The organism is Nostoc sp. JL33 (assembly GCF_017114985.1).
Lineage (GTDB): Bacteria > Cyanobacteriota > Cyanobacteriia > Cyanobacteriales > Nostocaceae > Nostoc.
Genome location: NZ_JABXKP010000060.1, coordinates 1 through 25,979 on the forward strand (window position 1 = coordinate 1; position 25,979 = coordinate 25,979).

The following is a 25,979-nucleotide window of genomic DNA, read 5'->3' on the forward strand; positions in this document are numbered from 1 at the left end:
CAAACCAGAGCCAACAGCGATCGCACCTGCAAATATACCACCAGTACTCAAACCACAGCCAACAGCGAGCGCACCGACTATTAGATCACCAGTACCCAAACCAGAGCGAACAGCGATGTCTACAAGGGGCTTCTCTACGAGAGGCTACGCCAACGCCAACGCACCTGCTATTAGATCACCAGTACTCAAACCAGAGCCAACAGCGAGCGCACCTGCAAATATACCACCAGTACCCAAGCCGAAAAAAATTGCAGTAGTGCCTAATATTACACCACCGCCAGCCCTACCGCGAAAAACAGCGATTGCACCTGCAACCATACCACCAGCACCCAAACCTAAGAAGTTAGCCCAGGCGGGAACTAGATTAAGTGGGCGAACACCGTCTCAAGCTCAGTCATCTCGGAAAACAGGAGCAGCAAGCTTGCTGGGTGGTACTGTGAGTGTATCTGGTCGGAATTTTAGCCGTGATTATCTGGCAGGTTTACCTAATTCCAACCGCGATCGGCAAGCGACTTCTGGTATTGATGCCAGCAGTCAAAATATAGATATCACCTTTTACTTAAAGCAACTACAGCAACAAGTTAAGCAGCAGTGGCTACCAGAAGTGAGCCAGTCTTCCCGGCGAACGGTGCTTAACTTTACTGTCAATCGTTCCGGGCAACTAAGCAATCTCCAGCTTGCCCAAACTTCTGGATTCAGCGTAACTGATCAAGCGGCACTCAAGGCTATACAGCGAGCTGCACCTTTTGCACCTTTGCCCACAGGATATACGAGCAACCACATCGATATTCAATTTACATTTAATATCAATGTCTATGGGCAGCTAAATTTATCGGGGGATGGTGGCTGACAACAGGCAAGCAATTAATTCAAAGATTGAAGAAGAATACATTCGTCAGAATCAAGACGCTCGTTCCTCTCTACCGCTACGCTATCAGTCTCTTATTCAGACCCGCGACTGAATTGTTGCACCACAAAACAAGAAAATTTAGTGGGGGTGCAAAAACGCCGATTATTCAGACGCTACGCACAGTCGCTCTAAGCGTTCGCGTAGCGTCTCCAAGAGTTGCCATACCGTAGGCTTTACGCTACGCTATCCGCTTTATCGAACAGAATACCTTTCCTGTATTCTGTTCGATAAATTCGCTTGCTCTGGGACTTTTTTAAATAATGGAACGCAAGAATCTTCTCTTTTTAGGCAACGCCCAACAATTCCATTTTCCAAAATTTAAAATCTAAAATTCGGTGATATAGGAATCCTATTTGATTTTTGAAAAAACTCAGTACAACTCGAAAAGGCTGATTCCCCATTCCCTACTCCCCATTCCCTACTCCCAACCTACGCAAATAAGTTCAAAAATAAAATCAGATTGCTATAGAAGCATTACTACCCAATCTCCAATTTCTATTAACTGGATAATACTCCTGCAATACTCGTCAATTCCATAATTTTCTCAAACTGAAAATCATGAGCGAAATTCTTGATAGAATTTCGCAGTGCAGCATTTTCAGAAGGAATTTGCTCAATCAATTCTAAAATCAGGTCATCACTGCATTGGGCTGCCGCAGTGTAGACCTGTTTCACCCATTCAGGCGACATTTGAGAGAATAGAGTCACCAAATCCGTAAGCGTCAATATTGATTCTATTTCCTCTTGCCTTGTATCTGCTATCTGATAGCTTTCTTCTTGATAAATATATTGAACTCCTAAATATTCGCTCAATTTTTCTAGTAATTGTTCCTCGCGGAAGGGCTTGTTAATATAATCATCACAACCTGCTTTGATCATTGCCTCTCGCTGTTCCTCAAAGACATTAGCAGTTAAGGCAATAATAATAGTATGGTGACTCGGCAAACTGTTTTCTTCATACTCCCTTTCTCTAGTTTTAATAACTTTTGTGGCTTCATAGCCGTCCATAATCGGCATCCGCATATCCATCAAAATTAGGTGTGGTTGCCATTTCTGCCAAAGTGCGATCGCTTCACTACCATTTGTTGCTTCCTGGACTGCAAAGCCGATAGATGTGAGAATTTTCATTAGCACTAAACGGCTGTCTGTAGAGTCATCAACCACTAAAATGCGGTATTCACTTTGATCAGGCGCTAAACTGATAACTTGGCGTCTAGTTTCTTTGATCTGGATTTCGCTGGCTGCGGCTAGACCAATTTGAATATTAAAGGCAAATTTACTTCCCTTGCCAATAATGCTGGAGACGCTAATATCTCCCCCCATTAGTTGCACGTATTTGCGGCTAATTGCTAAACCTAGTCCTGTTCCCTGTTGCGATTTCCTTCCGGTTTCAGTTTGCCCAAAAGCTTCAAATAGCAAGTCAATTTCTTGTGAGGCAATACCGCGACCAGTGTCTTGTACCTCGAAGAAGAGATGAGGAAGAAGTTTCTCCCCCTGCCCCTCTTCTCCCCCTGCCCCTCTGCCCCCCTGCTTCCCCTGCCCCATCCGCAGGATCACCCTCCCAGTATCGGTAAATTTGATTGCATTTCCTAAGAGGTTAAGTAACACTTGACGCAGTTTACTTTCGTCAGCTTGGACGTACTGGGGGAGGTAAGATTTATATTCAAAAACTAATTCTAATCCTTTGGAGGTGGCGCGGGAGCGCAACATCTCTTCGAGGTTTTCCAAGAGACGAATTAAGTCAAAACTGTTGAGATTTAATGTTATTCTACCGGCTTCGATTTTAGACATTTCCAAAATGTCGTTGATTAAGTTGAGGAGATGTTCGCCAGCACGATTGATGATTGTTAGATTTTGCTGGTGTTCAGTGGATAAAGCATGATCATGGCTCATGATTTGGGTAAAACCGAGGATGGCGTTGAGTGGGGTACGCAGTTCGTGGCTCATGTTGGCGAGGAATTCGCTTTTGGCGCGGTTGGCAGCATCAGCAATGATCACAGCTTCTTGCAATGCTTGTGACTGCCTTTGGGTTTGTGCGAGCAATTGTCCCTGCTGTAAAGCAACACCCAACTGATTGCCAATTTGAACTACGATGTTGACTTCTTCTGGTTTCCATTGACGGGGAGCGGAATTTTGATAACTCGCCAGTAATCCCCAAAGCTGACTACCATAGAAAATAGGAACAATAATGTAGGCTTTAGCTTGAAAGCGCTCTAAGAGGTTGATATAAATAGGATGAAACCCAGCGTTGTAAATGTCTGGGACACAGAGGAAACTTGTACCTGGGGTTACTTGCAGATCAGGATTTTCCACCTGGTTATCCGCGCTATCCAAAATTTTTGCTAGGCAACGCCCATCTTGTAAGACACCTTCTGTGAGATGAGGGTCATTGTTGTATTCTTCAATCAGAGAAATCCAACCATTACCCACCGACTCGGAGGCAAATTCGCCACTCCAGTGGGAATTCAAACGATAGACAACAACCCGATCGCAGTTGAGTACTTGCCGTAATTCTTGGGTTGTAGCCGCAAATATCGTCTCTAAATCCAGTGTTTGGCGCATCCTTTGAATCACTTGGGCGATCGCTCTTTCTCGTTCTGCACTCTCACGCAAGGCTTCTTCTGCCAATTTTCTCTCGGTAATATCTGTAATTGTACCGATGTAACCTTGAATTTCTCCATGTTCGCCAAATTCTGGCAATGCTTGAGCAATTACCCAGACAACCGTACTATCATTACGCAAGAATCGATGTTCATATTTATACATTTTTTGGGCGAATCTTGCTTGATTCCATACCAACAATAGCTGCTCGCGGTCGTCTGGATGTACGGCATTTACCCAACCTGTTAAGAGAGACTCTTCTAAACTGCATCCAGTAATCTCGCTCCAGCGTTGATTAAAATATAAGATATTGCCATCTATATCTGCGTGAAATATACAAGCTGGTGAGGCTTCTGCTAAAAGTTGATATCGCTGTTGACCTGACTGCAAAGCTAATTCTGCCAATTTGCGATCGTTAATGTCTGCCCAATAACCAACGCATTCTATAGGATAATCAGCTTCGTCACGGATTAACCTCATCTTTTCGTAGAACCAGTGATAAGTTCCGTCAGCGTGTAACCACCGATATTCGTAGGAGATGTACTGCTGCTCAACAAGCTCGTTAAATTTTCCCGATATCAGTTCAATATCTTGGGGGTGGACATGCTGGAGCCAGAAACTGGAATCCTCGATAAATTCCCGTGCTTCGTAGCCCACCATTGCTTTAATGTTCTCACTGATAAAGGTAGTGCTAAAATCTTCTGATGTTTTGCTGCTATAAATGACTACAGGGCTAGAGGTGAGGAGATATTGTAGACGTTCGTTGGCTAAACGCAGTTCTTGTTCGATACGTTTGCGTTCGCGCAACGCGGCTTGCAGTTCACTAATTTCTACTAAAACAGTGCCGATACCAGAGGGGCGATCGTCCTCACCAGGAATCGGAAAATAAGAAGCTAGGAAGTGGCGGATAATATTTGGTTGTTTAATTGATGCGCCGCTTAATTCTTGATTGAGAATGGGTTGACCAGTCAACAGAACTTGTTGATAAATTGGTTCCACTAGAGAGGCCATGTGGGGTAAGATTTCATGGATGGTCTGGCCAATATGATCTTGCTGGGGTAGTCCATTAATCTCCGCCAGTAATTGGTTGATTTGCACAAACCGCAGCTGGTTATCTACAATGTTCATGCCGAGGGGGGCACTACTAAAAAAGGCATTCAGGCGAGCTTCTCTGAGTGCTAGTTCTTGTTCTAGGGTTTTGCGCTCAATCAACCCACCTAACTGAGCAGCAACAGCACTTACTAGCAAGAGCAAACGTTTATCTACCAATACTGAGCTACGTTTAAAAAACACTAAAACAGCTAATACTTGGTTTCCAGCCAGTATGGGAACACCAAAACTAGCTTTTAATCCTACCTTTACGGCTTGTGGCGATGCCTGCGGGGGGCTACGCCGGAGCAAAAAAACTGGCTGTGTAACTTGCGAAACATCTTCTATCCATTCTGGTTCCTGGCTTTGCCAAATTCTTCCTGGTAGTCCCACTCCCAGAGCAAATTTTACAGTTTGGCTTTGGCGGCAGAATTCTGCTAAACTACTCTCCTCACCGTACCAGCTCAGACTGTGTTCTAAAACAGTACCATCTTTATTAGGTATCCATGCTTCACCAAAATCCCAGCCAATGGTCTGACAAATTAAGCGCAAGACCACTGCTAAAGCGCTGTTGACATCACTGGCGCGAGCGATCGCTTGGGTTGTCAACAGTAGCAAACGGCTTTCATTTTCTGCCTGCTTGCGTTCAGTAATGTCTTTCGCTGTACCCAGTACGTACCATTCCTGATCAATCTCGATCATTTCCGCACTAAACAGTGTCGTCCTAATTTCTCCTGTTGAAGTGCAGACATCAACTTCGTAGTTGCGGATGGCTTTTGTTTTTTGCAGCATCTGGGCGAGGAAATTATATTCTTCTGGATTGGCCCAAATATTCAAGTCTTGATCGGTGCGATCAATCACCTGAGAACGAGGATAACCAAAAAACTCACAAAAGCTGTCGTTAACTTCGACATAGCGTTTGTTGCGAACAGTAATTAAGCCAATTGGGTCAGGAGATGACCGAAAAGCTGATGCTAACTTTTCTTCAGAAGCCCGTCGCGCTGCTTCTGCGCGTTGGCGTTCTTTTGCCTCCAACACCAAGGATACTAAATTGCCCAGAGAGCGAGCAAAATTTTGGTCTTCTAGCGTCCAATGATGAGTAAGTCCTACTGCCTCCAGACATAAAACTCCTACGGTCTTGCCCTCCAGCCTAATAGGTGTATCGAGTATAGAGGTGATGTTTAATCTTGAGTAAAATGCAGAAAATTCTTTAGTTCTGGGATCGGTATGGGCATCATCTGCGGCGATTGGTTGGTCTTGCTGCAAAGCTGCAAAATAAGCTGGATAGTCTGTCGCTGATAAGGAAAGTCCTTGGCTATGTTGATTGCGACTGGCCTCAAATAAGTCAAAACACTCGATTTTCATCTCTGTTTCGTCATACAGCCAGATACTGGTTCGTTCCACCTCAATATTTTTGACAGCCGTTTCTGTGATTTTACTCAAAGCTGCTTTCAAGTCACCCTGATAAAGCGTCTGATTTTGTGCCAGTTGGGTTAGGACTAGGTTATGATTGCGGAGCTTAATCGCGCTTTCTTGGAGTAATTTTTCTACTCCGCGACGCTGCGTAATATTACTAGCAGTGCCTGTCATGCCTATAACCAGACCCTCTTCATTGCGTAAGGCGATCGCATTAAACATTAGATAAAGTAAACTACCATCTTTAGCGACACAAGTAGTTTCATGCTGAAAGATCGGCTTTAAAAGAAAAACACGCTCAAAGGCTACTTTATCTTTAGCAACTTGTGTAGGCGAGATGAAATCAGTCAAGGTACGCCCGATCATTTCCTGGGGTTCGTAGCCATAAATCTGCTTGACTGCCGGGTTGACAAAGGTAATTAGTCCATCAATATCCACCGACCAGATCATATCCTGGGATGTCTCCACTAAGTGGCGATATTGACTTTCACTCTTTTTTAGCGCGGCTTTGGCTGCGCCAACGCTTTGATAAACTTCTCTACTAGAGGCTTTGCCAATGCTAACGGGAATTTCTTTGAAAATCTCTTTTATTTGTTTGTTCTGAATATTTAACTCAACAGCAACCCGTTGACGCTCTTGAATCTCCTCTTGCAGTTGGGCTTTTTGTTCTTTTAACTGTTTTTTTAGCCTTTGGAGACTGAGTTGATTTTGTACGCGTAATAAAACTTCTTTAGTTTGGAATGGTTGACTAATATAATCAACATCACCTAAATCCAAGACGTTTATTTTGTCAGATAATTTATCTAAAACACCGAAAAAAATTATCGGAATCTCTTGAGTTTTATAGTTAGCTTTCAAATGTTGACAAACTTCATAACCATCCATCTCTGACATGAGAACGTCTAGCAAAATCAAATCAGGAGGAGAAGCCAGCGCCGTATTGATTGCCAATTGTCCAGAAAAGGCACTTTGCACCTGATAACCTTGATCTTGAAGGATGTCTGATAAAAAATGTAAATTCTCTAGCTTATTATCAACTAATAAAATTTTTACTTTTTGAGCATTCATATCAATTACTAAGTTACAGAAATAAATTATTAAATAAAACTGAACATGAAATTAGAAAGCAAAACTCTGTTACAAAATTGTAAATAAAATTATCGTCTCTTACCACCATACTTCAGCGCCGGGTGTAAGTAAGTCGGCGAGAAAAAATCAATGTATATGAACAAATATAAATTAGCCTACGGCTAACGCACCTTGGATTGTTGACGGTGCGTTGCGCCCTGCGACAACACACCCTACATTAAAATTCCTTAACATAGCTGGAAATATTAGCACCGCCAGAGTTCACGGCACAATCACCCTTCACCACAGCTGATGTCTAAGAACGTTCTCGCTTCAAGTTAAACTACAACTTCTACAATAGCTCTGTCTGTGACAAGAACACGGTTCTCAAGAAGCATGTCATTTTCGGCTATTGTTTGGGTAAGTCCTGCTTTTTTTGTTTGATACGGTAAATTCAACCTATGTCTGTACGGTTTACCCAACTGCTTTTAGATTTTTATTTTACTAAATTACTTACTAGAGAGAAGAAACAAAGTAAATAAAGCTCCTCTCAAAAAAACTAGAGGTTCGATAATTGCCTAAATATCTGAAACCTCTAAATACCTCTAAAACTTTGTTTGATTACCCAAACTTGAATTAGAAAGTTAAGGAGAGATTGAGATATGGCATTCATTCGTTGGGAACCATTCCGTGAAATGGAAATTCTGCGTCGTCAAATGGATCAAGTATTCTCTGAGCTTACAGCAGTTGAGCGCGGCAACTCCGAGATTTCTTCATCACCGAGAACAGCGTGGGTTCCTGCTGTGGAATTATCTGACAATGGTTCCGAGTTGCTATTAAGAGTTGAGATTCCAGGTGTGGAAGCTAAAGACCTGGATGTTCAAGTTACTCAAGATGCTGTTTCGATTGCTGGTGAGCATCGTTACGAAAAACATTCCCAATCTAACGCTAAAGTTCATTCGGAATTCCGCTATGGCAACTTCACTAGAGTAATTCCTCTGCCAACCAAAGTTCAGAATCAGCAAGTTAAGGCAGACTTGAAAGATGGGATTTTAATATTGACTTTACCCAAACTGGAGCAACAGAGTAAGGTATTCAAAGTGAATTTAGGCCAATCTCAAAGTCCTACAGCTTCTATAGAAGCTGGCAATGGTAACGCACAACCCAGCATTACATCACAATAAAGCCTTCAAACTCCTGAGAAGATGTTCTATTTTCTGATTCAATGCTTCCTATATCTTTGAAATAGGTCAATTTCGATATAAACCCCAGCTAAACTTATCGGCTGGGGTTTTTATTGCTTTTTTTACTCACCACTGTTTCAGTAAATTCAGGGAAAGGGTGCTATTCCTCTTGCACATCAACCCAAATACTTCCTTCTTCCACACGAATCGGAAACACTGGCAATGCTTTTTGTTCTGAAACCAACGAGAGTACCTTACCTACGCCAGGTGGCCAAGAACACCATCCTTGTACCTCACCAGTCCGCAGGTCAAAAGCGCTGCGATGGAAGGTACAAACAATTGCTCCATTTTCAGTGATTTTCCCACTTTTGAGTGGTAATTTTAAGTGAGGACAGTTGCTATCTACAGCATAAAGCTGATTTTCGTGATTCAAAACCAGAATTTTCCGGTTGCCAACTTTCACCACTTGTCGCGCACCTGGGGAAAGTGCTTCGACTGCAAGAACTTTAGTCCAACTCATTAGGTTCTCCTCTCCTAATATATCTGCTTTCAGTTTCCCGCAATTTTGACCAGCGCGATCGCCTTTCAGTTGTAGAAGTAGGCAGAGACGCGATTAATCGCGTCTGTACTGGGGAGTAGGGAGTGGGGAAGGATAAAGTCAGGAGTTCACAAACTTTTTCCAAAAGAGCGATGTCTACGACGGGCTTTGCCTACGCTGATGAGATGTCAAAACTATAAAATATTACATATAATACCATTTGTACACTGACTACTGATTTCTGGCTAAACTAAAGAGAGCGCTTCCTGTCCCAGCATAATCAGGATTGTGGCTCATAACAGACAATTTTGAGCGATATAAAAAATGATTAAGACAAGTTACGAATTTGACCAGTCTATCCTACCCGCAGGATCTTCATTAAAGACTAATATTCTGCTACGTTTTCGGGCTGAGGTAGCTGAATCTCCCCGACGTAACCTTAATCTTTCTCTGGTAATTGACCGTTCCGGCTCTATGGCTGGCGCTCCCTTGCATCACGCACTCAAAGCCGCTGAGTCTGTGGTGGATCAACTTGAGCCAGATGATATTCTCTCAGTAGTTGTTTACGACGATGAAGTGGACAGCGTTGTGCCACCCCAGGCTGTGACTAACAAGGCTGCACTGAAAAATTCTATCCACAAGGTGAGAGCCGGCGGTATTACCAACTTATCGGGGGGATGGCTCAAAGGCTGTGAACATGTAAAGACGCGACTTGATCCGCAAAAAATAAATCGTGTTCTTCTGCTTACCGATGGTCATGCCAATATGGGCATTCAAGACCCGAAGATACTGACGGCGACATCGGGGCAAAAAGCTGAGGAAGGCATTATCACAACTACGTTAGGCTTTGCTCAGGGTTTCAATGAAGACCTGCTGATTGGGATGGCAAGAGCCGCCACGGGCAACTTCTACTTCATTCAAAGCATTGATGAAGCAACGGAAGTGTTTAGTATTGAGCTAGACAGTCTTAGAGCAGTAGTGGGACAGAATCTCAAGGTGATACTTGAGTTGGCTGATGGTGTCAGCCTTGTTGATACCTTAAGTCTTGCTAAAGTTAGCCAGAATGACGCTTCTCAAGCTGTCCTCACCTTGGGAGAGCTTTATGAGGGCGAAGACAAACTTCTCGGTTTGAGTTTGGTGATATCAAGCGCTCAAATTGGTGAGTTACCTGTGATGAAACTACATTACAGCGCCGATGTTGTGCAAGATGACCTGATTCAAAGCGTATCAGGTACAGTAGATGTCATCGCCAAAGTTGGTACTGTCGAGGAAGCAGCTTTTGCCTCTACGAGCCATATCATTCTGGAACTGAGTCGCCTGACGATCGCTAAGGCCAAAGAGATTGGACTGAATCTAGCTGAACATGGCAAGCATCAGGAAGCTGAACAAACCCTGCGGGCGCTTGTGAAAGAGTTGCGGGATAAAGGGTTGAACGAGAATTTTGAAATTGCTGAAGAGATCGATCAGCTTGAGTATTTTGCAGGTCGGATCGCCCAAAAAGCTCTAGGCAATGCCGGACGTAAAGAGATGCGGGATCAGTCTTACCAGACGATGACGCGCAATCGCAGCGATCTGGTGGGTCGCGGTGTCACTGCTGGCGATGAAGTCTACGCGATACCGATTGTGAATGAAGTCGGTTCAGGTGTTGAATTGTACTGCGTTCGTGAAGGGGGTAAACTGCGGATCAAAGTCATGTCCGAAGGCTACGATTCAACCAAAAACATCCAGTTTCCTCGCGCCATTCGTGCCGAGGGAGCACGCTATGTTGTTGAAGGACTGGAACTCTCAAGCGAACGCACTTTCTATCGTGTACGTGGTAATATCACCCGTTTTGCTCAACCCGGTGAAGCAGATATCTTCGTTGCCCCTAGACAATCGAATCTAACTAACACAGGCAAAGCCTCCAAAGGCCCTGCCAGTGCTGCCGATCTGATCACAACTGACAGTGTAGGGGACAGCATTTTAGTTCAGTGTGTCAAAGATGGCAGTAAGCTACGTGCTAGGGTAGTTTCCGACGGATATGAACCGGATTGGAATATGCGTTTTCCGCGATCGGTTCGCGAGGAAGGAATGCTTTACGTCGTTGATGAAGTCAAAACCGCACCTGATGGCAAGTCCTATATTGCGTGTGGTGAAATTAAGCGATTTGTGCAGCCTAACAGTACTAATTAGACATCTCCAGAAATTAATCATACGTTACCTGAAACCCTTGTAGAGACGTTACATGTAACGTCTCTGCATTCTTTTCGGAAAATCCCGAATTGAGGTTATATCATCTTTGCCAAATTACCCATAATAAAAGAACCCCACTCCTAACGCCTAAGAGCCAATACGGTTCAGTTAAGGCTTAACTCTTTGTCAAAATCAATTTTTTTAACGAACCGCGTTCGCGCAGCGTCTCGTAGAGAAGGACACGTTCGCGTAGCGTCTCGTAGAGAAGGACGCAAAGGAAGAGAAGAAAGAGAAGGAAGAAATGCTTAACTGAACTGTATTGGCCTAAGAGCCTGCTCTTAGAGGAGACAAAGCACAGCTTTGGCTCTTTGGGGTTCTCCGGGTTTAATAAGTGATCAAGCGGACATAATATTACGCCTCGATCGCAGGGTTATAATCATCTGGGTTATTAAAGCCTGCAATCCAGGCGGCTGCCTGATGGCAATTTCGCATATTCGGGGGAACGCGCAAGATATGAATATGTCCTGTGGATGGACAAGTAACTTTCAAGACCATCAGTGGCTCGTCATCCTCAAAAGGAATGTAGACTAGTTGACGTTCTCCACCGGCATCGCGATCGCGATCGCGAATCAACCCGCCCACTTGCTGCAAAAATGTCTCGTATCCCAGACGTTCAATCAGCACGCGGCGCAACTCAACATTCTCTATATTGAGGATATCCTGCCCCGTTATCGACTGGGATTCAAAGGCAATCTTATCTGTCACATGTACGCCTCGCCACCGCAAGACAAAACCATGCCCCGCAGATAAACTGGTAATCCCACTTCCGGCCAACTCGATCCAATAAGTGATGTGGAGTCCTTGGGGAAGGGTAGTGAGGTTTACACAGTCGCTAATATCAATACTTTCACAGGTGAGATTTTCAGGTAGATTGTAAAGATCCAACGCACCGCTTAAATCCAGATGGCCTAAAACGCGCATACCATCCCAGGCGCGATGCTCAAGGATCAGTTTTCGAGCGCGTTCAGCCGATACAGGCTCGTGGCTTTCGTTTGGGCGCTGCAAAACTTGTTTATTCGGCACACGTCCCTTCGACATCATCTTCAGCATTAGTCTATCACTTCCACGTAAGCGTCAGGGCGATATTCACGTTGTCTCCAGACGCGGTAAAGCCCTTGGGGTAATTCAATCGCCCGATGTTCTTCATGAACTAAAGTGGCACTTGTTTCTTTAACCTCAAGAAAAAGGTCACTATCATCTACCCACAATTGAACAGCATTGGATTGCTGAATGCGATGGCTGTGTCCTGTGATTTCACCATGAGCGAGAGTAACACCTACACGCCTTTGAGCACCGACAGGTAAGCTAGCAATACGTCTAATTAGAACGTCGCCATGTCTGTAGAGAACACTAGCTTGGTTAGCTTGGGAGTTATTGCTGTCGTTAAACATCTTTTCATCATACAATACCTTCGCCAATTTATGAGTCTTGACACTGACTAGTTTTTTCTACGATTTTTCTCACCTTGATCGTGACTGGTTTCAAAAATTTTTTGATTTGTTGTCAGCAGAACTTGGCGATGATGTTGCAGTTCTTCAATTTGACCGAGGTTCATTTCACACAATTAAAACTCTTGACTGTCCAGAGAATATTATGCCCATTTTTCAACCTCCCCACTCTCCAGAATTGAACCCAATCGAGAGGTTTTGGGAGTTTCTCAGAAGCTTTCCTTGAATGGAAAAATTGCAAAACCCTTGCCCAACTACGTAAAAACTTAACCGAAGTATTGGAAACTATTACTCCAGAAATGATTGCTTCTTTAACCTCTTAGAACTTTATTCGTGAAGCTTTATTTAGCGCAGCTTCATCAAGAATTGGTATGAGTATCTTTGACCGTTACAAGTAGTAAGAATTTCCTCTAAGCTGAATCTCCCACAATAATTAACAGTGCATATCCGTGGGTAAATTTCTCGCTTATTTTCATATAGGCTCGCACTTATTACGGCACTGATGCTAATGCCATGAAGTATCTGTTTCAAGAAGTATTGTAACAGTAGTTTGCTTCTCTGGTATATGTGTATTTAGAAACATCTGTATGAACGTCCAAAGAGTTTGACTGTTTTATTTATACACGAAAAAGCGCTTGAGGTTTTGCTCACTCAAGCACTTTCCCGTAAAAGCTTATACCAACTCACTCGTTTGATGTAACATTTGAAATCTGCAACACTCCCTTAGGAGGAAGTATTGCGGGGATAACTTGTGACAAACATCTGGTGAAATGGTATCACTCCTTGCACTAACTAAGAATATCTCTTTTGCAATAATACCGGGGATCTGGTGAGTGACAGTTTATGAACTGAACACTAGTTAAAAATGACTCACCATGAATGGTAACTAACAAGACTAAGCACGATTGTAGCAAATTTCTAAGTATAGTATAAAAACTTATAGTTTATTAGCCTAGGCGTAGCCCGCCGTAGGCATCGCTTATTGCTGAGTGTAGTTTCACAATGTGCAGCAATTAGTAGCATAAGTATCTCAACTTCGGCGGCAAATGAACCGCCATCAACTAAGCCAGAGAAGTTTTGGATATTAGCATCGAAGCGATTTGGACTCAAACAAATCATCACCAACTCCATAGATGGAAGTATTCTTTAGAGAATGGCAACCCAAGAACAAATCCTCGACCCAAGCAGATTGAAAACTTTGGGTTGGGTATCTTCTATTTCTTAGCAACCGATGACATCCAAATCTTCCGCATAGTGTAGGCGGTTACTTCCTTGGTTGAAGCAAAACGCAGCTTTTTCACCGACGATTCCCGTGATATTGAAAACGATTTCGCGTATTTGTATAAAAACAGGACTTACGCAAAAAGGCAGTGAAAGCCTTGATTTACCGTAGGGGCAATTCATGTAGACGCAAAGCGGTGAGGGGGTCGCAGTCTTCTCTACGAGACGCTACGCGTTGGCAAAGCCTCTCGTAGAGAAGGCGGTTTCCGTCGATTGCGCTAGCGCTAGCGGTAGCGACTGTGCGTAGCGTCACCCCCGTTAGCGAAACGGTAGCGACTGTGCGTAGCGTCACCCGTTCGCGTAGCGTCTCCGACAGGAGAAGGGCTTCCCGCAGGGTATTGCCCCTACATTTCGTACTTGATGCGTAAGTCCTAAAAAACAACAGAGGCGGATTATGGGTAAGATTTAAGAATTGATCATACCAGTGCCTAAAATTGTGAGTGCCTAGTACCGCAAGGTGGAATTCAAAATTCTTGCATTCCAAATTAATGCACCATAAGCGTTTCATTGATTTGGAATGGGTGGTTTATTTCCGCCGTGCTGTACTAGATAGATGCTTCACCCTTGGCTAAAATAGCCACTCGCCGACGAGGAGACGCCTTAACCTGGCGTCTAGGTATGTGGTAAGATTGCCTAGAACAGAGGTTTCATCTGAGTTGGAGTCTCGTATAAATTGCAAAGCTCAAGCTGACCGATGATTAACTCCCACGATACTTTTCCTATGGATTTGGAAAATATACAACAAGACTGGTGACAAACTAAGTGTAATTTGTAGATCAATATCTAGAATTTGCTACTAGACTTAACTAACTTCCCCCAATTTTGACTTTTATTTGACTTTAGGATACACACATGAACGATAAGCTGATGCTGATGATTCCAGGCCCAACCCCGGTGCCAGAAGCTGCTTTACTGGCATTAGCCAAGCATCCGATTGGGCACCGCACCAGTGAATTTAGCAACATATTGGCAGAGGTAACGGAAAACCTCAAGTGGCTGCACCAAACTCAAAATGATGTGCTGACGCTAAATGTCAGTGGTACGGGTGCTGTAGAAGCTGGAATAATTAATTTTCTCTCTCCAGGCGATCGCATTTTAGTTGGTTCTAATGGTAAATTTGGCGAACGCTGGGTAGAAGTTGGTCAAGCCTACGGTTTAAATGTAGAAGAAGTTAAGGTTGAATGGGGAAAACCCTTAGACCCCGCAGTATTTGCCGAAAAACTCCAAGCAGATACCCAAAAGCAAATCAAAGCCGTAATCATTACCCACAGCGAAACCTCGACGGGTGTGTTGAATGACCTAGAAGCCATCAACCGCCACGTCAAAGAACACGGTGAAGCTTTAATTATCGTTGATGCCGTTACTAGCTTGGGTGCATTCAATTTACCCGTAGATGCTTGGGGTTTGGATGTAGTCGCCTCCGGTTCCCAAAAAGGTTATATGATTCCGCCAGGATTGGGTTTTGTTTCTGTCAGCCCCAAGGCTTGGGAAGCTTACAAAACTGCGAAGCTACCGAAATATTATTTGGACTTAGGCAAATATCGCAAAGCCACAGCCAAAAATACAACTCCATTTACTCCGCCTGTGAACTTGATCGTAGCGCTGCACACCACGTTGCGAATCATGAAAGAGGAAGGCTTGGAATCAATATTTGCTCGACATGAACGGCTTAAGAATGCTACCCGCGCCGCCATTCAAGGGTTAAATTTACCCCTGTTTGCAGCAGATAGTTCCGCTAGTCCGGCGATTACGGCTGTAGCACCACAGGGAATTGAACCGGATAAGATTCGGTCATTTATGAAAAAACGTTTTGATATTGCCCTAGCAGGCGGTCAAGACCATTTGAGTAACAAAATTTTCCGCATTGGTCACTTGGGTTTTGTGAGCGATCGCGATATCCTCAGCTGTATAGCATCTTTAGAAGTTACACTCTCAGAACTTGGCTACGAAGACTTCACCCCTGGATCTGGTATAGCAGCAGCAGTTAGAGTGTTTACACAATAGTCTTTAGTCATTTGCAAAAGACGAAGGACAAATTAAAAGAGCGAGTTGATAATTTAACTCGCTCTTTTAATTTTTATATAAATGAGTAGAAACCGCCAGAGTGAATAGACTTATATATCAAGTTTTGCACAAGGTAGAATGGAGCTAAATTATACCAAGCTGCCTTAAATACTATTATTTGCTCTGGAGACAGTCCTACAGCATCTTTGATACTAAACAAGACTAACTTTAGCAAAGTATGATACCAAATTGGCATACATAATATAGTAGAGTTTGAGATTTCGGTAACAGCCTTATGGTAGAGACTTTTAATCCAAAATCCAAAATCCAAAATCTAAAATCCAAAATTATTATGACCTATGCCGTCTCCAGCCAATCATAAATTTGGTCTAACTGCTCTAGAGTAACCAATCCATACTGCCAAAGAATCATTGCCAAAGGGCCTGGATCTTGCTCTCGATGACGAAGCACCACCGCCAATGATGCTGTGGAAATTGCCAAATCTTCTTGCAAAAAATGAATCAGTCGGGAATATTTTGATGGTGACATTTGTATCTCACCTCCTTGTGCAGAATGTATTGTCATATATGAGTTCACCATTGCTCGGTAGCCAGTAGCCAGTATTTCATCTGTCACTGTGCCGTTATCGGCTATACACCCCAGCACAGTTTTTTGGATCTGCCTTCAAGAGAGGCTTCTCATAAAAGGTCTGAGAAATATAAATTTTCCTACAAATCATCTGCTCGATTTTCAAGCAGTATTTTTACTTAGTTAAATTTGCTCCATCTTGTTTACTTTTGTGCTTTATTTAATTACACATGTAGTAACAAAGATTCCATAGCCTATATTCTCTTATTGGCGACTATTTACACTTGCGCCCAAGGGAATATTTTTGCAACCAAACCTTAAGACCGCGATTTTAGGTTGGAGACTGTAGAATTTTAGATTATTACCACAGTTGTTAAATAGTAGCGTTACAGATGACTGTTTTGCCACAGACAGTGATATTTTTTACAAAAACAACATAAATTTCGACAGTGTAGGTTCTCAACAGAGTAACCATTCAAATTTTAATCCCCGCAAAGTACGGGAGCCTCAAAACTTAATTTTGACAATATCGCCGACTTTCAACTTCAATTCAGCAGCTCTTCCAGAGCGAAGTTCAATCACTTTATCGATTGGTGTATTAGGGCCATAGGTAGGACAAGGCTCACTTGCACAAGGAGGTGCAGCAGCCTGAATATATTTAACTACACCATTACGTAAAAATACCATATCCAAGGCCACAGGTACATTCTTCATCCAGAAACTGACTGGTTGTGCCGAAGGGAACCCAAACAGCATCCCTCGGTTATCTTGCAAAGCTGGTCGATACATCAACCCCATCTGTTGCTGTTCTGGGGTCTGCGCTACCTCTAATTGAATCGTTGTGCCATTAGGAACAATGGCTTGAGCAGAAATTGGTAGTGTTTGACCTAAACTTTCTGGTGCTGTTTGAGAACCAGACGTGAGGCTGGGAGGTTTAGCTGTTGTTGGCATAGAACAGCCCATCAGGAAAATACTCAGCAACATCGAGAGCAAACTTAGCCGGCGACTCATAATTATTTTCGATTTTGTAATTTAGATTTCAATTTTACAGTGTTGTAAGCAGAAATCGGTTGGATGGGAGGCAGCAGCGCTGCAAATGTGCATTTCCTGTCTCAGACTCTTACCGAGGCCGCGAGGTAAACCTCAATTAACTAGATAAGTTGCTCAAACAACTTGTCAAAGATAGGCAAACTGACGCCACAGTGTACTAGGATTCTCTTAAAACGTATCCTACGCCTCGCACTGTTTGAATGAGGCGCTTTTGACCTTCATCTTCGATTTTTAACCGCAAGTAACGGATGTACACTTCAATTACATTCGACTCACCCAGAAAGTCGTAACCCCAAACATTTTCCAGAATTTGTTCGCGGGTTAACACCTCACGGGGATGTTCCATTAAGAACTTTAATAGTTCAAATTCCTTCATTGTCAAGTCAATTGCCCGTCCGTTGTGTATAGCACGGCGGGTTGCTATGTCTAAAATTAAATCCCCAAAGCGCAACTGCTCGGTAGTATCCACATCCGGTTTTAAGTAGAGGCGAATCAACTTCAAAAAATCTTCTGAGCGGTAAGGCTTGAGGATGTAATCATCCGCTCCAGCTTCTAGACAAGCTACACGATCATCGACTGTATCCCTTGCCATTAAAATCAACACAGGCGATCGCATACCAGTGTTTCTCAGATTTTTGCACAATGAGAGTCCTGATTCTCCTGCTAGCATCCGGTCTAAAACAATTAAAGCAGGCTGGCGATCGCGACAGTATTGCAAACCACTCGTCGCATCATGAGCCAAAATTGATTCATAGCCCGCTTCTTGCAAATCGCAAGAAAGTTGATTTGCTAGGCTGTCATCGGTTTCAATCACCAAAACACAGGGACTTTGAGCAGCTGTCATAACAATTAGGGATATTGGATTTGGGATTGTAAAGATATTCCAGAGAAAATCTTTACATCAGTTATAAAGTGCAATTACGAGTTTTTAGTGATGTAGCAATCCTGATTTGACACGCTGCTAAGGATGTTTTAGCACGTTCAGGTGTCAGCGATCGAATTCTCCGATGCAATCTTAATAACTAACTCCAAATACCATTCCTATACCAGTAATTCTGGAAGGAAATTAACAAGTTGGGCATGGGACATGGGGCATGGGTATGGAGAATAGGGGGATGAGAAAGTGAGGGAGAAGAATTAATAACCAATGCCCAATGCCCAATGCCCAATGACTACGGCAATTCTACCGAAGTTGGTTTAGCGATATGTGGCAAACCCCAACCTAATTTTTCTCGCAAAATTCGGAAAAACTCAGGCGGTTGCAGGCGAATAAATCGGACACTATATTGCGATCGCTCCATATACACTCTATCCTCTGGTAAAATATAGCACCCGCCATTGCCATCTACCACCATCACCAGCCGAGGAATGTTTACTGGGTAGATGCTAACCGATTCCGTATCTGGAAATACCAATGCTCTAGAAGCTAGGGAATGGGGACAAATGGGTACTAGCTGTAAAGCAGGTACGCCAGGAGTCACCACTGGGCCACCAGCACTCAATGAGTAAGCTGTAGAACCAGTAGGCGTAGAAACAATCACACCATCCGCCGCAATATCTACTGGCGCATGACGCCCTATGGCAATTTCAAAATGGCACATAGAGGTCAAAGGTTCCCGATGCAGAACCATTTCATTCAAGCAGAGGGCTTCCCACAGCACTGCTTCTCCCCGCAAAACTTTGACGGTGAGCATAGCTCGTTCTTCAATTTCATACTCACCCGCCATTGTCTGTTCTAGTGCTTGGGGCAATTGATTCAGGAAGGTTTCTGTCAAAAATCCCATGTGGCCGGTATTCACTGTTAGCAGTGGAATACCACAGGGGGCTACCTGACGAGACGCTGCTAAAACAGTGCCGTCTCCCCCTAACACCACTGCAAACTCCATATCTGAGTCAAAACCAGGGGGCGTTAGACCGTCAATGGGGGTGTGGCATACAGGACTCTCTGGGGTAGAGTAGCCCAATATTCCACCGATACTCGATGTGACACACACATCCCAACCGGCTGCGGTTAGCTTGTCTTTCAACTCGATAGCGACACGGCCCGCTATCGGTTTAACGTCATTGTAGATAATGCCTGCTTTCGGCACACTCAAATATCCAAGTTTAGGCGGTGCTCTTTATTATGTAATCCTTACACATTTTGGTCATGTAGTCATTAATCTAGAGTCAAATATCCAGAGTCTAGAATTTAACGACTAATGTCTCTTTTGTAATGACTATTGACTATTGGCTTTTGAAGACTGTTTAAAAGGAGTTTTTTTAGGTTTCTGCTTCTTGCTTTTATTTTTCTGGTAGTCTAACTCTTTGAGCTTCTTCATTATTCGGCTGAAGTACTCTTGTAGATAGGTTTCTAGGGTTGTGGTTTGTTGCTGATCTAAACCAAATACTGTGTATACTTCATCCATTGAAGCATTTAACTGTTTACCACTAGCCAATACTTCTGTAAACGCTAGCCTGTCTGCTACGTTCCATCCCCACTGAAAGAACCGCATTAAGCCCCGCACAGCACGCAGCAAGTTTATTGGCATCCGCGTTACCCTGGCGTCTTTTCCAGATAAGCGTTCGCACAGGTTGATAATTTCCTCTGCACTCCATGCACGAGTCCCGACTACAGGAAAAGCTTGGTTTTCCGTTTCTGGTACACTCAATGCTCGGATAGCAAACTTCGCAATGTCCTGAGTATCCATATAGGCGATGGGAGAAGAATTGCCTGTCACCCAAACTGGCTGTGATTCCAAAATGGGAATCCCGTACTGACCGATTAATCCTTGCATAAACCCAGCTAGCCGCAAGATGGTGTAATTCAAGCCAGACTCAGCCAGGAAGAGTTCTGTACACCGCTTAATTTCCATTAGCGGCACTTCTGGGTATTTATCAGCATCTAAAATCGAAAAGAAGATAAAACGCTCTACACCTGCTGCTTTTGCTGCTTGAATCAATGCTACTTTACCATCCCAGTCTACTTGTTTGATACTGAGTGAATCTGTAGGGCGAGATGTTGAGGCATCAATAACTTGGGTTACACCTTCTAATGCTTCGGCTAAGGTATCGGGGTAACGTAAATTTCCTGGTACGAGTTCTGCACCCCATTCTTTCAGAAAAGCTGCTTTTTTACTGCTTCGCACAAGACAGCGTACTTTATATCCCTCATCGATTGCACGACGAGCCACTTGTCTTCCTAAGGTGCCAGTGGCACCGACGATTAATAATGTCATGAGGGTTGTAATAAATTTTAATGTTTTATGAAAAGAATGTTATCAGAATAACCTATGCAAACAAAACTTTACATCTTTTCTCAGAAAATAAATTTATTTGGAGAGACTTATGGGAAAATCGCTGTCCAGTTAACGGACAAGCTTTTTTCCCATTTCGGTGAAAAAGGGGAGTGGGGAATTGGGAATTGGGAATGGGGAAGTGGGAGTGGGGAGAATAATAACTCCTGTACAGACGCGATTAATCGCGTCTGTACTCAATTATTCTTCTGTGCCCTGAATTTTCAGTAACAACGCGCCTAAGCCCCAGCCCACGAAGATTAAACCGAAGGATAATAGAGCTGCATTCAAAAGTTCGCCGCTCATTGGTGTGATTCTCCTTATGCAAAGTAGTGTGTGTAAACTAGTCCTACCAGAAGCTTTTCAATAGTTGCTGTAGGATTAGACCTGTGTAAATAATTTTAAACTAGTTTAGCAGGTAATCCCTACTGCTTGAGGGGGCAATCCCTACTGTTGCGAAAAGGGGGAGATGGGGAAATTAGGAAAATTTGATGATAATAATTATGAAGGAAAATTAATTTATGTATGAAAATAATCAAGGTAATTTAGTTAGCAAAGAGAATCATCCGCGTTTGGCGCTGACGTTGGGAGATCCTGCGGGGATTGGGCCGGAGGTGATTTTGAAAGCTTTAGCAGATCCGGAAATTAGTAAAAAATATGACATTACAGTGGTGGGTAACAGGGATTTGCTGGCACAGACTTATCACGAACTGAATTTAACTGAGAATTTAGCACCTTTGGTAAATCCAGAGGTGTTGTCAGTCAGTAATGTGCAGTTGGATGGGAAAATTAGAGGTGAAATTCTCCCAGGAATAGGTAATGTGGCGAGTGGTGCGGCTAGTTTTGCATATATGGAATATGCGATCGCTCAAACACTGGCTGGTAAATTTGATGGTATTGTCACCGGCCCGATCGCTAAATCTGCTTGGAAAGCCGCAGGGTATAATTATCCAGGGCAAACGGAACTTTTGGCACAAAAATCAGGTGTTGACCGTTTTGGGATGTTATTTGTGGCGCGATCGCCCCATACTAATTGGACACTCCGCACCTTACTTGCTACCACACATATTCCCCTACGTCAAGTAGCAGATACATTGACACCGCAGTTGTTGACACAGAAATTGGATTTGCTGGTGGAGTGTTTGGAGAGGGATTTTGGTATACATAGAGGGAGAATTGCGATCGCAGGTTTAAATCCCCACAGTGGCGAACAGGGACAACTTGGACATGAAGAACAAGATTGGTTAATCCCCTGGTTAGAGCAAGAGCGGCAAAATCGACCACAATTGCAACTAGATGGGCCGATACCGCCAGATACGATGTGGGTTAAACCTGGTCAAGCTTGGTATGGAAATTCTTTAGTACAAAATCCGGCTGATGCTTATCTAGCACTTTACCACGACCAAGGCTTAATTCCTGTGAAGCTGATGGCATTTGATCGGGCAGTTAATACTTCTATTGGTCTTCCTTTCGTTCGGACTTCACCAGATCATGGAACAGCGTTTGATATTGCGGGTAAGGGAATTGCTGATGCTACGAGTATGAAAGCAGCGATACATTTAGCGGCTGAGTTAGTTAATCAAAGGCTGGCGGCGAGAAAACTATGAATTATTTCATGATTTATAACTAGACTTGTCCAAAGAATCATGGAAGTGCAACCAAGAGAAATTAGGAATTATCTGACAGTAGATGGAAAAAATATTTTTGATGAGTGGCTTGATTCTCTGCGAGATAGAAGAGCAAAAGCTAAAATAAGAGCCAGACTTGACCGAGTTGAAGATGGTAATTTAGGTGATTGTAAGTCAGTTGGAGAAGGTGTTTTTGAATTGAGAATCGACTCTGGCCCAGGCTACCGCATATACTTTGGAGAAGAAGGGATAACAATTATTATTCTTTTGTGTGGTGGAGATAAAAGCACTCAGAAACAAGATGTTGATAAAGCTCAGGAATATTGGAAAGACTATAGGAGTAGAGATAATGCCTAGAAGTGTAAGCTATCACGAAGGACTAGTTAAACATCTCCAAGATCCACTAGAAGCAGCATCTTATATCGAAGTAGTTCTAGAAGAGGGCGATCCTAAAATGTTAGGAAAAGCGCTCAAAAATGTGATTGAGGCACAGGGTGGAATTGATCGGTTTCCATCGGAAGTTAAGCAATGCTATGAGCAACTCGACTTGATGTTATCTGAACAAGGAGAAATTGAATTTTATTGTCTGAGGAAATTACTGGATGCATTGGGATTACAGCTAGCAGTAACAGTGAAGTTAGTATGAGGTGATTTTTTAAGGACAGTTTAAATCGCTCAGTCTTATACCTTACCAATTTATTTTTACAATTTATAAATTTCCTCTCGAAGTTATTTACTAATTTCGAGTGAAGCTAATTTGCATATCCCAGTCATTCACTAGTTGTTTGTCTGGTTTTTTTTTCCTAATTTTGGAAGCTGTCATTTAACAGTATATATGAAAATTCTAATTTATTACTTTAACTCTTTGACTTTATCATCGAACCTATTTCCTAGCTTCAAGTAAAGGTGATTTATAAATACCAGCCATCTGTTTTTCGGACGACTGGTATTTATTTTTTGTGCTTTTGTGGTTAGAGAAAGAAGAGGCTAACGCCTAAAGGAAATGAAGAAAAGAATTAAAGAGTTGTACTCCAATAGTCGTGGTGTCCACATGCCTTTAAATATTTTTTCTTAAACGCTTCGCGCTGAAGGGGGAGTGAACTGACTAATTGTAACCGTATTTCCTATTGAGTCACTCTTTGGCTCATAGAGGTTTATTTTTTTTTGACAACTCATGAGGTTTTAATATGCCAGAATTCTTGATTAATCTTTGTGAAATTCCCGGTGTTCCTGTTGGACGTATCTTTGTTCCTCACTCTTTCACAACTAAGCCTAACTTTCTTCGTTGGTATCAATCTGTGGAGATTCGCCGCGTCACTCCTTATGTTAGTGGGAAAGTGATTTGGTTTATTGCTCCTGTTTCTGAATATCATCGTCTTGCATCTTTTTATCCACACCATCGCCATGCAGCTTATACTCACTATCTTTTGAAGTCTGCTTCTACATTCTTTAAGGGGCTGAAATCACCGCACCTGCTTGATAGTGAGTATCTTGACTAATCTTAGTTATCACTCTATATTAAATCTTTGTAACTTGCGCTCCCATCGGAAATACAAACTTTCCCCATCCACCTCATCTGTCTCTTCACTTTCATCAATGAGGTCTTGGTTTTTCTCCTCTAATTCGCGCATATACTGCCTGAGTATACCCCCAATAGCGATCGCTCTACTTTTATGCAGTTGACGGGTTAACTCTAAAAACCATTCTTTATCACCCACCAAATCTGACTCTTTCACTTGATACTTGAGAATTTCTGGGATGAGTAGTGATGGGTTATGATGCTTTGCGTAGACGCGAAGCGGCTTGTCGCCAGACATCGCGCTAGTATGAACAACAGGCTGGTAATCAATCCGTAAGCACTGCTGCCACAACGCTACCCATTTGGCATGAGAAAGATACCCATGACTGAAATACGAAGGCGGCACCATTGCCAAAATATGTAAATGCGGGTGTGCTGAGACTCCATCTCTACCTTTAGTTACTTCTGTAGATTTCACCCAACCTTTCGCAGGCCATGCTTTCAATTCAGTAAATCGCTTAAAAGCTTTATTTATCGAATCCAAGTTTTCCCTGAGTTCTTTAATCTGGCAATTCTTTACAGTTAAGGTGACAAATAGCCAACGGTAATTGGGGTAATCAGTTACAACCTGTGGGAGAATTTTGTAAGCTCTTGCTTTCCACATTAGCGATGTCTGACGACAAGCCGCTTTGCGTCTACGCCTCCACTGACAAACCGGACAGTGGCGAACCCTACAGAATCGTGCATCTGATAGCTTTAACTTGAGAATACCTTCCGATTCGTCTGGCACTAATTGAAACTTAAGCAACTCGGAACACATTCTCATCCGCCAAGCATATTGCTGAAAATAATCTTCGTCTGCTTTGGCGTAATAATGCAAGACTTTATCAGTATTAGCTCTGTGTTTATCCCAGATTTTACCTATACGCGAAACTTCGGATAAGCTTTGTACATTTTGATTTTGTTGGAACTTATTTTGAGACGATATATTAAAAGCAATAAAGTTACTGTCTGAGGCTTGAGCAGACACGAAATTACCAAATCAGTTTGTATCAACTTCCCAAATTAACGCAAGTTATACGGTCAAGCCTCAGTAAAAGTATTTAGGTAAGTCAGATGTCATGAGAATTTATAATTATTACCCTATGCATAAATGCGCTTTTTTGTCTTCATTAATAAACAATGGTGCAACTCTGATTAATTACGAATTATGTTAGCGTAGCGTTAGCGACGTAGGAGCGTCATTACGAATTAGTATTCTCGTCTGGCACTTCAAACTTGTAACCATAGCCCCGCACAGTTTTAATAAACTCCGGTATGCTGGTATCGATTTCCATCTTCTTACGAAGCTGACCAATATGCACATCAACCACTCGGCCATCTCCTATGTAGTCACAACCCCAGATTTTTTGGATTAGCTGTGGGCGACTCCAAGCCTGATTAGGATGACTTGCCAAAAAATGTAAGATATTAAATTCCAGCGCTGTTAAAGCCAGAGCTTTATCGTTAAGTGTTACCTCCCTACCCTCTGGGTTAATTACTAGCTGCTTGAAAATGATACGTTGTGTCGGAGAGGGGTTGATGTAGCGTATCCGTCTCAAAAGAGCTTCTACTCTAACTTCAACTTCTGCAAGACTAAATGGTTTAGTCATGAAATCATCAGCACCTGCGCTTAAGATTTTAATTTTATCAGCCTCGTCAGTCCTACTAGTCAGTATCAGCACTAAAACATTAGTACGACTCTGCATTTCTTGGCAGAGGCTATAACCATTAACATCCGGCAAATTCCAATCCAGAATCACTAAAGCTGGGTTGAATTGCTCAAATAACGATAAAGCACTCTTACCATCTGCTGCCGACTCTATTTGATATTTGCGACTTAAAAAACGATAGACGAGATTTCGGACGCCGAAGTCATCATCGACGATCAAAATTTTGGGAGTAGTAGCGGTAATCATAACCATAATGCTGCCTATTCTAGATTGGGCGATTCGCTATTGCACCAGTTTTGCTTTACGTGTTTCTTGGAAGTGTATTCACTCGCGTCTGTGCTGAGTACGATCGCTATTGTAGTACTTGTATACAATTAATTTTCAATGAAGTTTATGAAAACTTTAGGCATCGTAATGCTGAGAAAATGTATAATTT

At 42.9% G+C, this 25,979-nt stretch carries 25 protein-coding genes; 13 read left to right on the forward strand and 12 right to left on the reverse strand.

From position 1 onward, the window contains the following. Positions 1-850 (forward strand): energy transducer TonB family protein (locus tag HWQ23_RS16425; protein WP_292830014.1); only part of this gene is annotated, 850 nt, incomplete at its 5' end. Next, a complete protein-coding gene (locus HWQ23_RS16430) occupies positions 840-962 on the forward strand; it encodes a hypothetical protein (protein WP_292830016.1) in 123 nt (40 codons plus the stop codon). The genes HWQ23_RS16425 and HWQ23_RS16430, both read left to right, overlap by 11 nt. A 446-nt stretch (positions 963-1,408) precedes the next feature. Here the strand turns inward: HWQ23_RS16430 and HWQ23_RS16435 are convergent, their stop codons facing one another. Next, entirely contained in the window at positions 1,409-7,084 is a 5,676-nt protein-coding gene (locus tag HWQ23_RS16435; RefSeq protein ID WP_292830018.1) for a PAS domain S-box protein, read from the reverse strand. A 662-nt stretch (positions 7,085-7,746) separates the two neighbouring features. Here HWQ23_RS16435 and HWQ23_RS16440 point away from each other — a divergent pair. Next, positions 7,747-8,268: an Hsp20/alpha crystallin family protein gene (locus tag HWQ23_RS16440; protein ID WP_292830020.1), complete on the forward strand. Its 522-nt coding sequence runs from the start codon at positions 7,747-7,749 to the stop codon at positions 8,266-8,268. Between the two features lie 160 nt (positions 8,269-8,428). On the opposite strand, the gene HWQ23_RS16445 is transcribed toward HWQ23_RS16440, so the two are convergent. Then, positions 8,429-8,788, reverse strand: coding sequence for a Rieske (2Fe-2S) protein (locus HWQ23_RS16445; RefSeq protein ID WP_292830022.1), 360 nt, complete (start codon positions 8,786-8,788; stop codon positions 8,429-8,431). A gap of 342 nt (positions 8,789-9,130) precedes the next feature. On the opposite strand from HWQ23_RS16445, the gene HWQ23_RS16450 reads away from it, so the two are divergent. Continuing rightward, on the forward strand, positions 9,131-10,978 hold the full coding sequence (locus HWQ23_RS16450) for a vWA domain-containing protein (protein WP_292830024.1): 1,848 nt from the start codon (positions 9,131-9,133) through the stop codon (positions 10,976-10,978). 183 nt (positions 10,979-11,161) lie between these two features. Then, entirely contained in the window at positions 11,162-11,287 is a 126-nt protein-coding gene (locus tag HWQ23_RS16455) for a hypothetical protein (protein WP_292830026.1), read from the forward strand. 102 nt (positions 11,288-11,389) lie between these two features. Here HWQ23_RS16455 and HWQ23_RS16460 read toward each other — a convergent pair whose 3' ends face one another. Both HWQ23_RS16460 and HWQ23_RS16465 read right to left on the reverse strand, forming a co-directional pair. Continuing rightward, positions 11,390-12,088, reverse strand: a complete 699-nt coding sequence (locus HWQ23_RS16460) for a DUF6745 domain-containing protein (RefSeq protein WP_292830028.1) — start codon at positions 12,086-12,088, stop codon at positions 11,390-11,392. Beyond that, entirely contained in the window at positions 12,088-12,429 is a 342-nt protein-coding gene (locus HWQ23_RS16465; RefSeq protein WP_292830030.1) for a hypothetical protein, read from the reverse strand. The genes HWQ23_RS16460 and HWQ23_RS16465 overlap by 1 nt, the downstream gene beginning before the upstream one ends. 37 nt (positions 12,430-12,466) lie before the next feature. On the opposite strand from HWQ23_RS16465, the gene HWQ23_RS16470 reads away from it, so the two are divergent. The 3 genes from HWQ23_RS16470 to HWQ23_RS16480 all read left to right on the forward strand — a co-directional run bounded on the left by HWQ23_RS16470 (position 12,467) and on the right by HWQ23_RS16480 (position 15,771). Then, positions 12,467-12,712 (forward strand): transposase, encoded by a 246-nt coding sequence (locus HWQ23_RS16470; RefSeq protein ID WP_292830032.1) that lies wholly within the window; start codon positions 12,467-12,469, stop codon positions 12,710-12,712. Between the two features lie 851 nt (positions 12,713-13,563). Further along, positions 13,564-13,746, forward strand: a complete 183-nt coding sequence (locus HWQ23_RS16475; RefSeq protein ID WP_292830034.1) for a hypothetical protein — start codon at positions 13,564-13,566, stop codon at positions 13,744-13,746. Between the two features lie 873 nt (positions 13,747-14,619). Next, the gene (locus tag HWQ23_RS16480; protein WP_292830036.1) at positions 14,620-15,771 is read left to right on the forward strand and encodes a pyridoxal-phosphate-dependent aminotransferase family protein; all 1,152 of its coding nucleotides are present in this window, start codon (positions 14,620-14,622) and stop codon (positions 15,769-15,771) included. A gap of 357 nt (positions 15,772-16,128) precedes the next feature. On the opposite strand, the gene HWQ23_RS16485 is transcribed toward HWQ23_RS16480, so the two are convergent. The 5 genes from HWQ23_RS16485 to HWQ23_RS16505 all read right to left on the reverse strand — a co-directional run bounded on the left by HWQ23_RS16485 (position 16,129) and on the right by HWQ23_RS16505 (position 20,627). Next, a complete protein-coding gene (locus HWQ23_RS16485) occupies positions 16,129-16,356 on the reverse strand; it encodes a DUF2949 domain-containing protein (RefSeq protein ID WP_292830172.1) in 228 nt (75 codons plus the stop codon). A 510-nt stretch (positions 16,357-16,866) separates the two neighbouring features. Continuing rightward, positions 16,867-17,370: a DUF192 domain-containing protein gene (locus tag HWQ23_RS16490; protein WP_292830038.1), complete on the reverse strand. Its 504-nt coding sequence runs from the start codon at positions 17,368-17,370 to the stop codon at positions 16,867-16,869. A 196-nt stretch (positions 17,371-17,566) separates the two neighbouring features. Further along, positions 17,567-18,253, reverse strand: coding sequence for a response regulator transcription factor NblR (gene nblR, locus HWQ23_RS16495; RefSeq protein WP_292830040.1), 687 nt, complete (start codon positions 18,251-18,253; stop codon positions 17,567-17,569). 328 nt (positions 18,254-18,581) lie between these two features. Beyond that, on the reverse strand, positions 18,582-19,499 hold the full coding sequence (locus HWQ23_RS16500) for an NAD(+) kinase (protein ID WP_292830042.1): 918 nt from the start codon (positions 19,497-19,499) through the stop codon (positions 18,582-18,584). Between the two features lie 129 nt (positions 19,500-19,628). Next, on the reverse strand, positions 19,629-20,627 hold the full coding sequence (locus tag HWQ23_RS16505) for an SDR family oxidoreductase (protein WP_292830044.1): 999 nt from the start codon (positions 20,625-20,627) through the stop codon (positions 19,629-19,631). Positions 20,628-20,681: 54 nt separating this feature from the next. Between HWQ23_RS16505 and HWQ23_RS16510 the strand changes: the two genes are divergently transcribed. Next, positions 20,682-20,915: a hypothetical protein gene (locus tag HWQ23_RS16510; protein ID WP_292830183.1), complete on the forward strand. Its 234-nt coding sequence runs from the start codon at positions 20,682-20,684 to the stop codon at positions 20,913-20,915. Here the strand turns inward: HWQ23_RS16510 and petM are convergent. Beyond that, complete coding sequence (gene petM / locus HWQ23_RS16515) at positions 20,886-20,990, reverse strand: cytochrome b6-f complex subunit PetM (RefSeq protein WP_099103320.1); 105 nt, start codon at positions 20,988-20,990, stop codon at positions 20,886-20,888. The genes HWQ23_RS16510 and petM overlap by 30 nt on opposite strands. A 215-nt stretch (positions 20,991-21,205) precedes the next feature. Between petM and pdxA the strand changes: the two genes are divergently transcribed. The 4 genes from pdxA (at position 21,206) to HWQ23_RS16535 (ending at position 23,811) form a co-directional block, all read left to right on the forward strand. Continuing rightward, on the forward strand, positions 21,206-22,291 hold the full coding sequence (gene pdxA / locus HWQ23_RS16520; protein WP_292830047.1) for a 4-hydroxythreonine-4-phosphate dehydrogenase PdxA: 1,086 nt from the start codon (positions 21,206-21,208) through the stop codon (positions 22,289-22,291). Positions 22,292-22,330: 39 nt separating this feature from the next. Next, entirely contained in the window at positions 22,331-22,669 is a 339-nt protein-coding gene (locus HWQ23_RS16525) for a type II toxin-antitoxin system RelE/ParE family toxin (RefSeq protein WP_292830049.1), read from the forward strand. After that, positions 22,662-22,958 carry a helix-turn-helix domain-containing transcriptional regulator gene (locus tag HWQ23_RS16530; RefSeq protein WP_292830051.1) on the forward strand — a complete coding sequence of 99 codons (297 nt, stop codon included), beginning with the start codon at positions 22,662-22,664 and terminating at the stop codon, positions 22,956-22,958. Before HWQ23_RS16525 ends, HWQ23_RS16530 begins: the two co-directional genes overlap by 8 nt. Before the next feature lie 541 nt (positions 22,959-23,499). Further along, positions 23,500-23,811, forward strand: a complete 312-nt coding sequence (locus HWQ23_RS16535; RefSeq protein ID WP_292830053.1) for a hypothetical protein — start codon at positions 23,500-23,502, stop codon at positions 23,809-23,811. 9 nt (positions 23,812-23,820) lie between these two features. Here HWQ23_RS16535 and HWQ23_RS16540 read toward each other — a convergent pair whose 3' ends face one another. Together HWQ23_RS16540 and HWQ23_RS16545 are read right to left on the reverse strand one after the other, a co-directional pair. Further along, positions 23,821-24,861, reverse strand: a complete 1,041-nt coding sequence (locus HWQ23_RS16540; protein ID WP_292830055.1) for a protein rep — start codon at positions 24,859-24,861, stop codon at positions 23,821-23,823. A 214-nt stretch (positions 24,862-25,075) separates the two neighbouring features. Then, on the reverse strand, positions 25,076-25,795 hold the full coding sequence (locus HWQ23_RS16545; protein ID WP_292830057.1) for a response regulator transcription factor: 720 nt from the start codon (positions 25,793-25,795) through the stop codon (positions 25,076-25,078). Between the last annotated feature and the right edge of the window lie 184 nt (positions 25,796-25,979).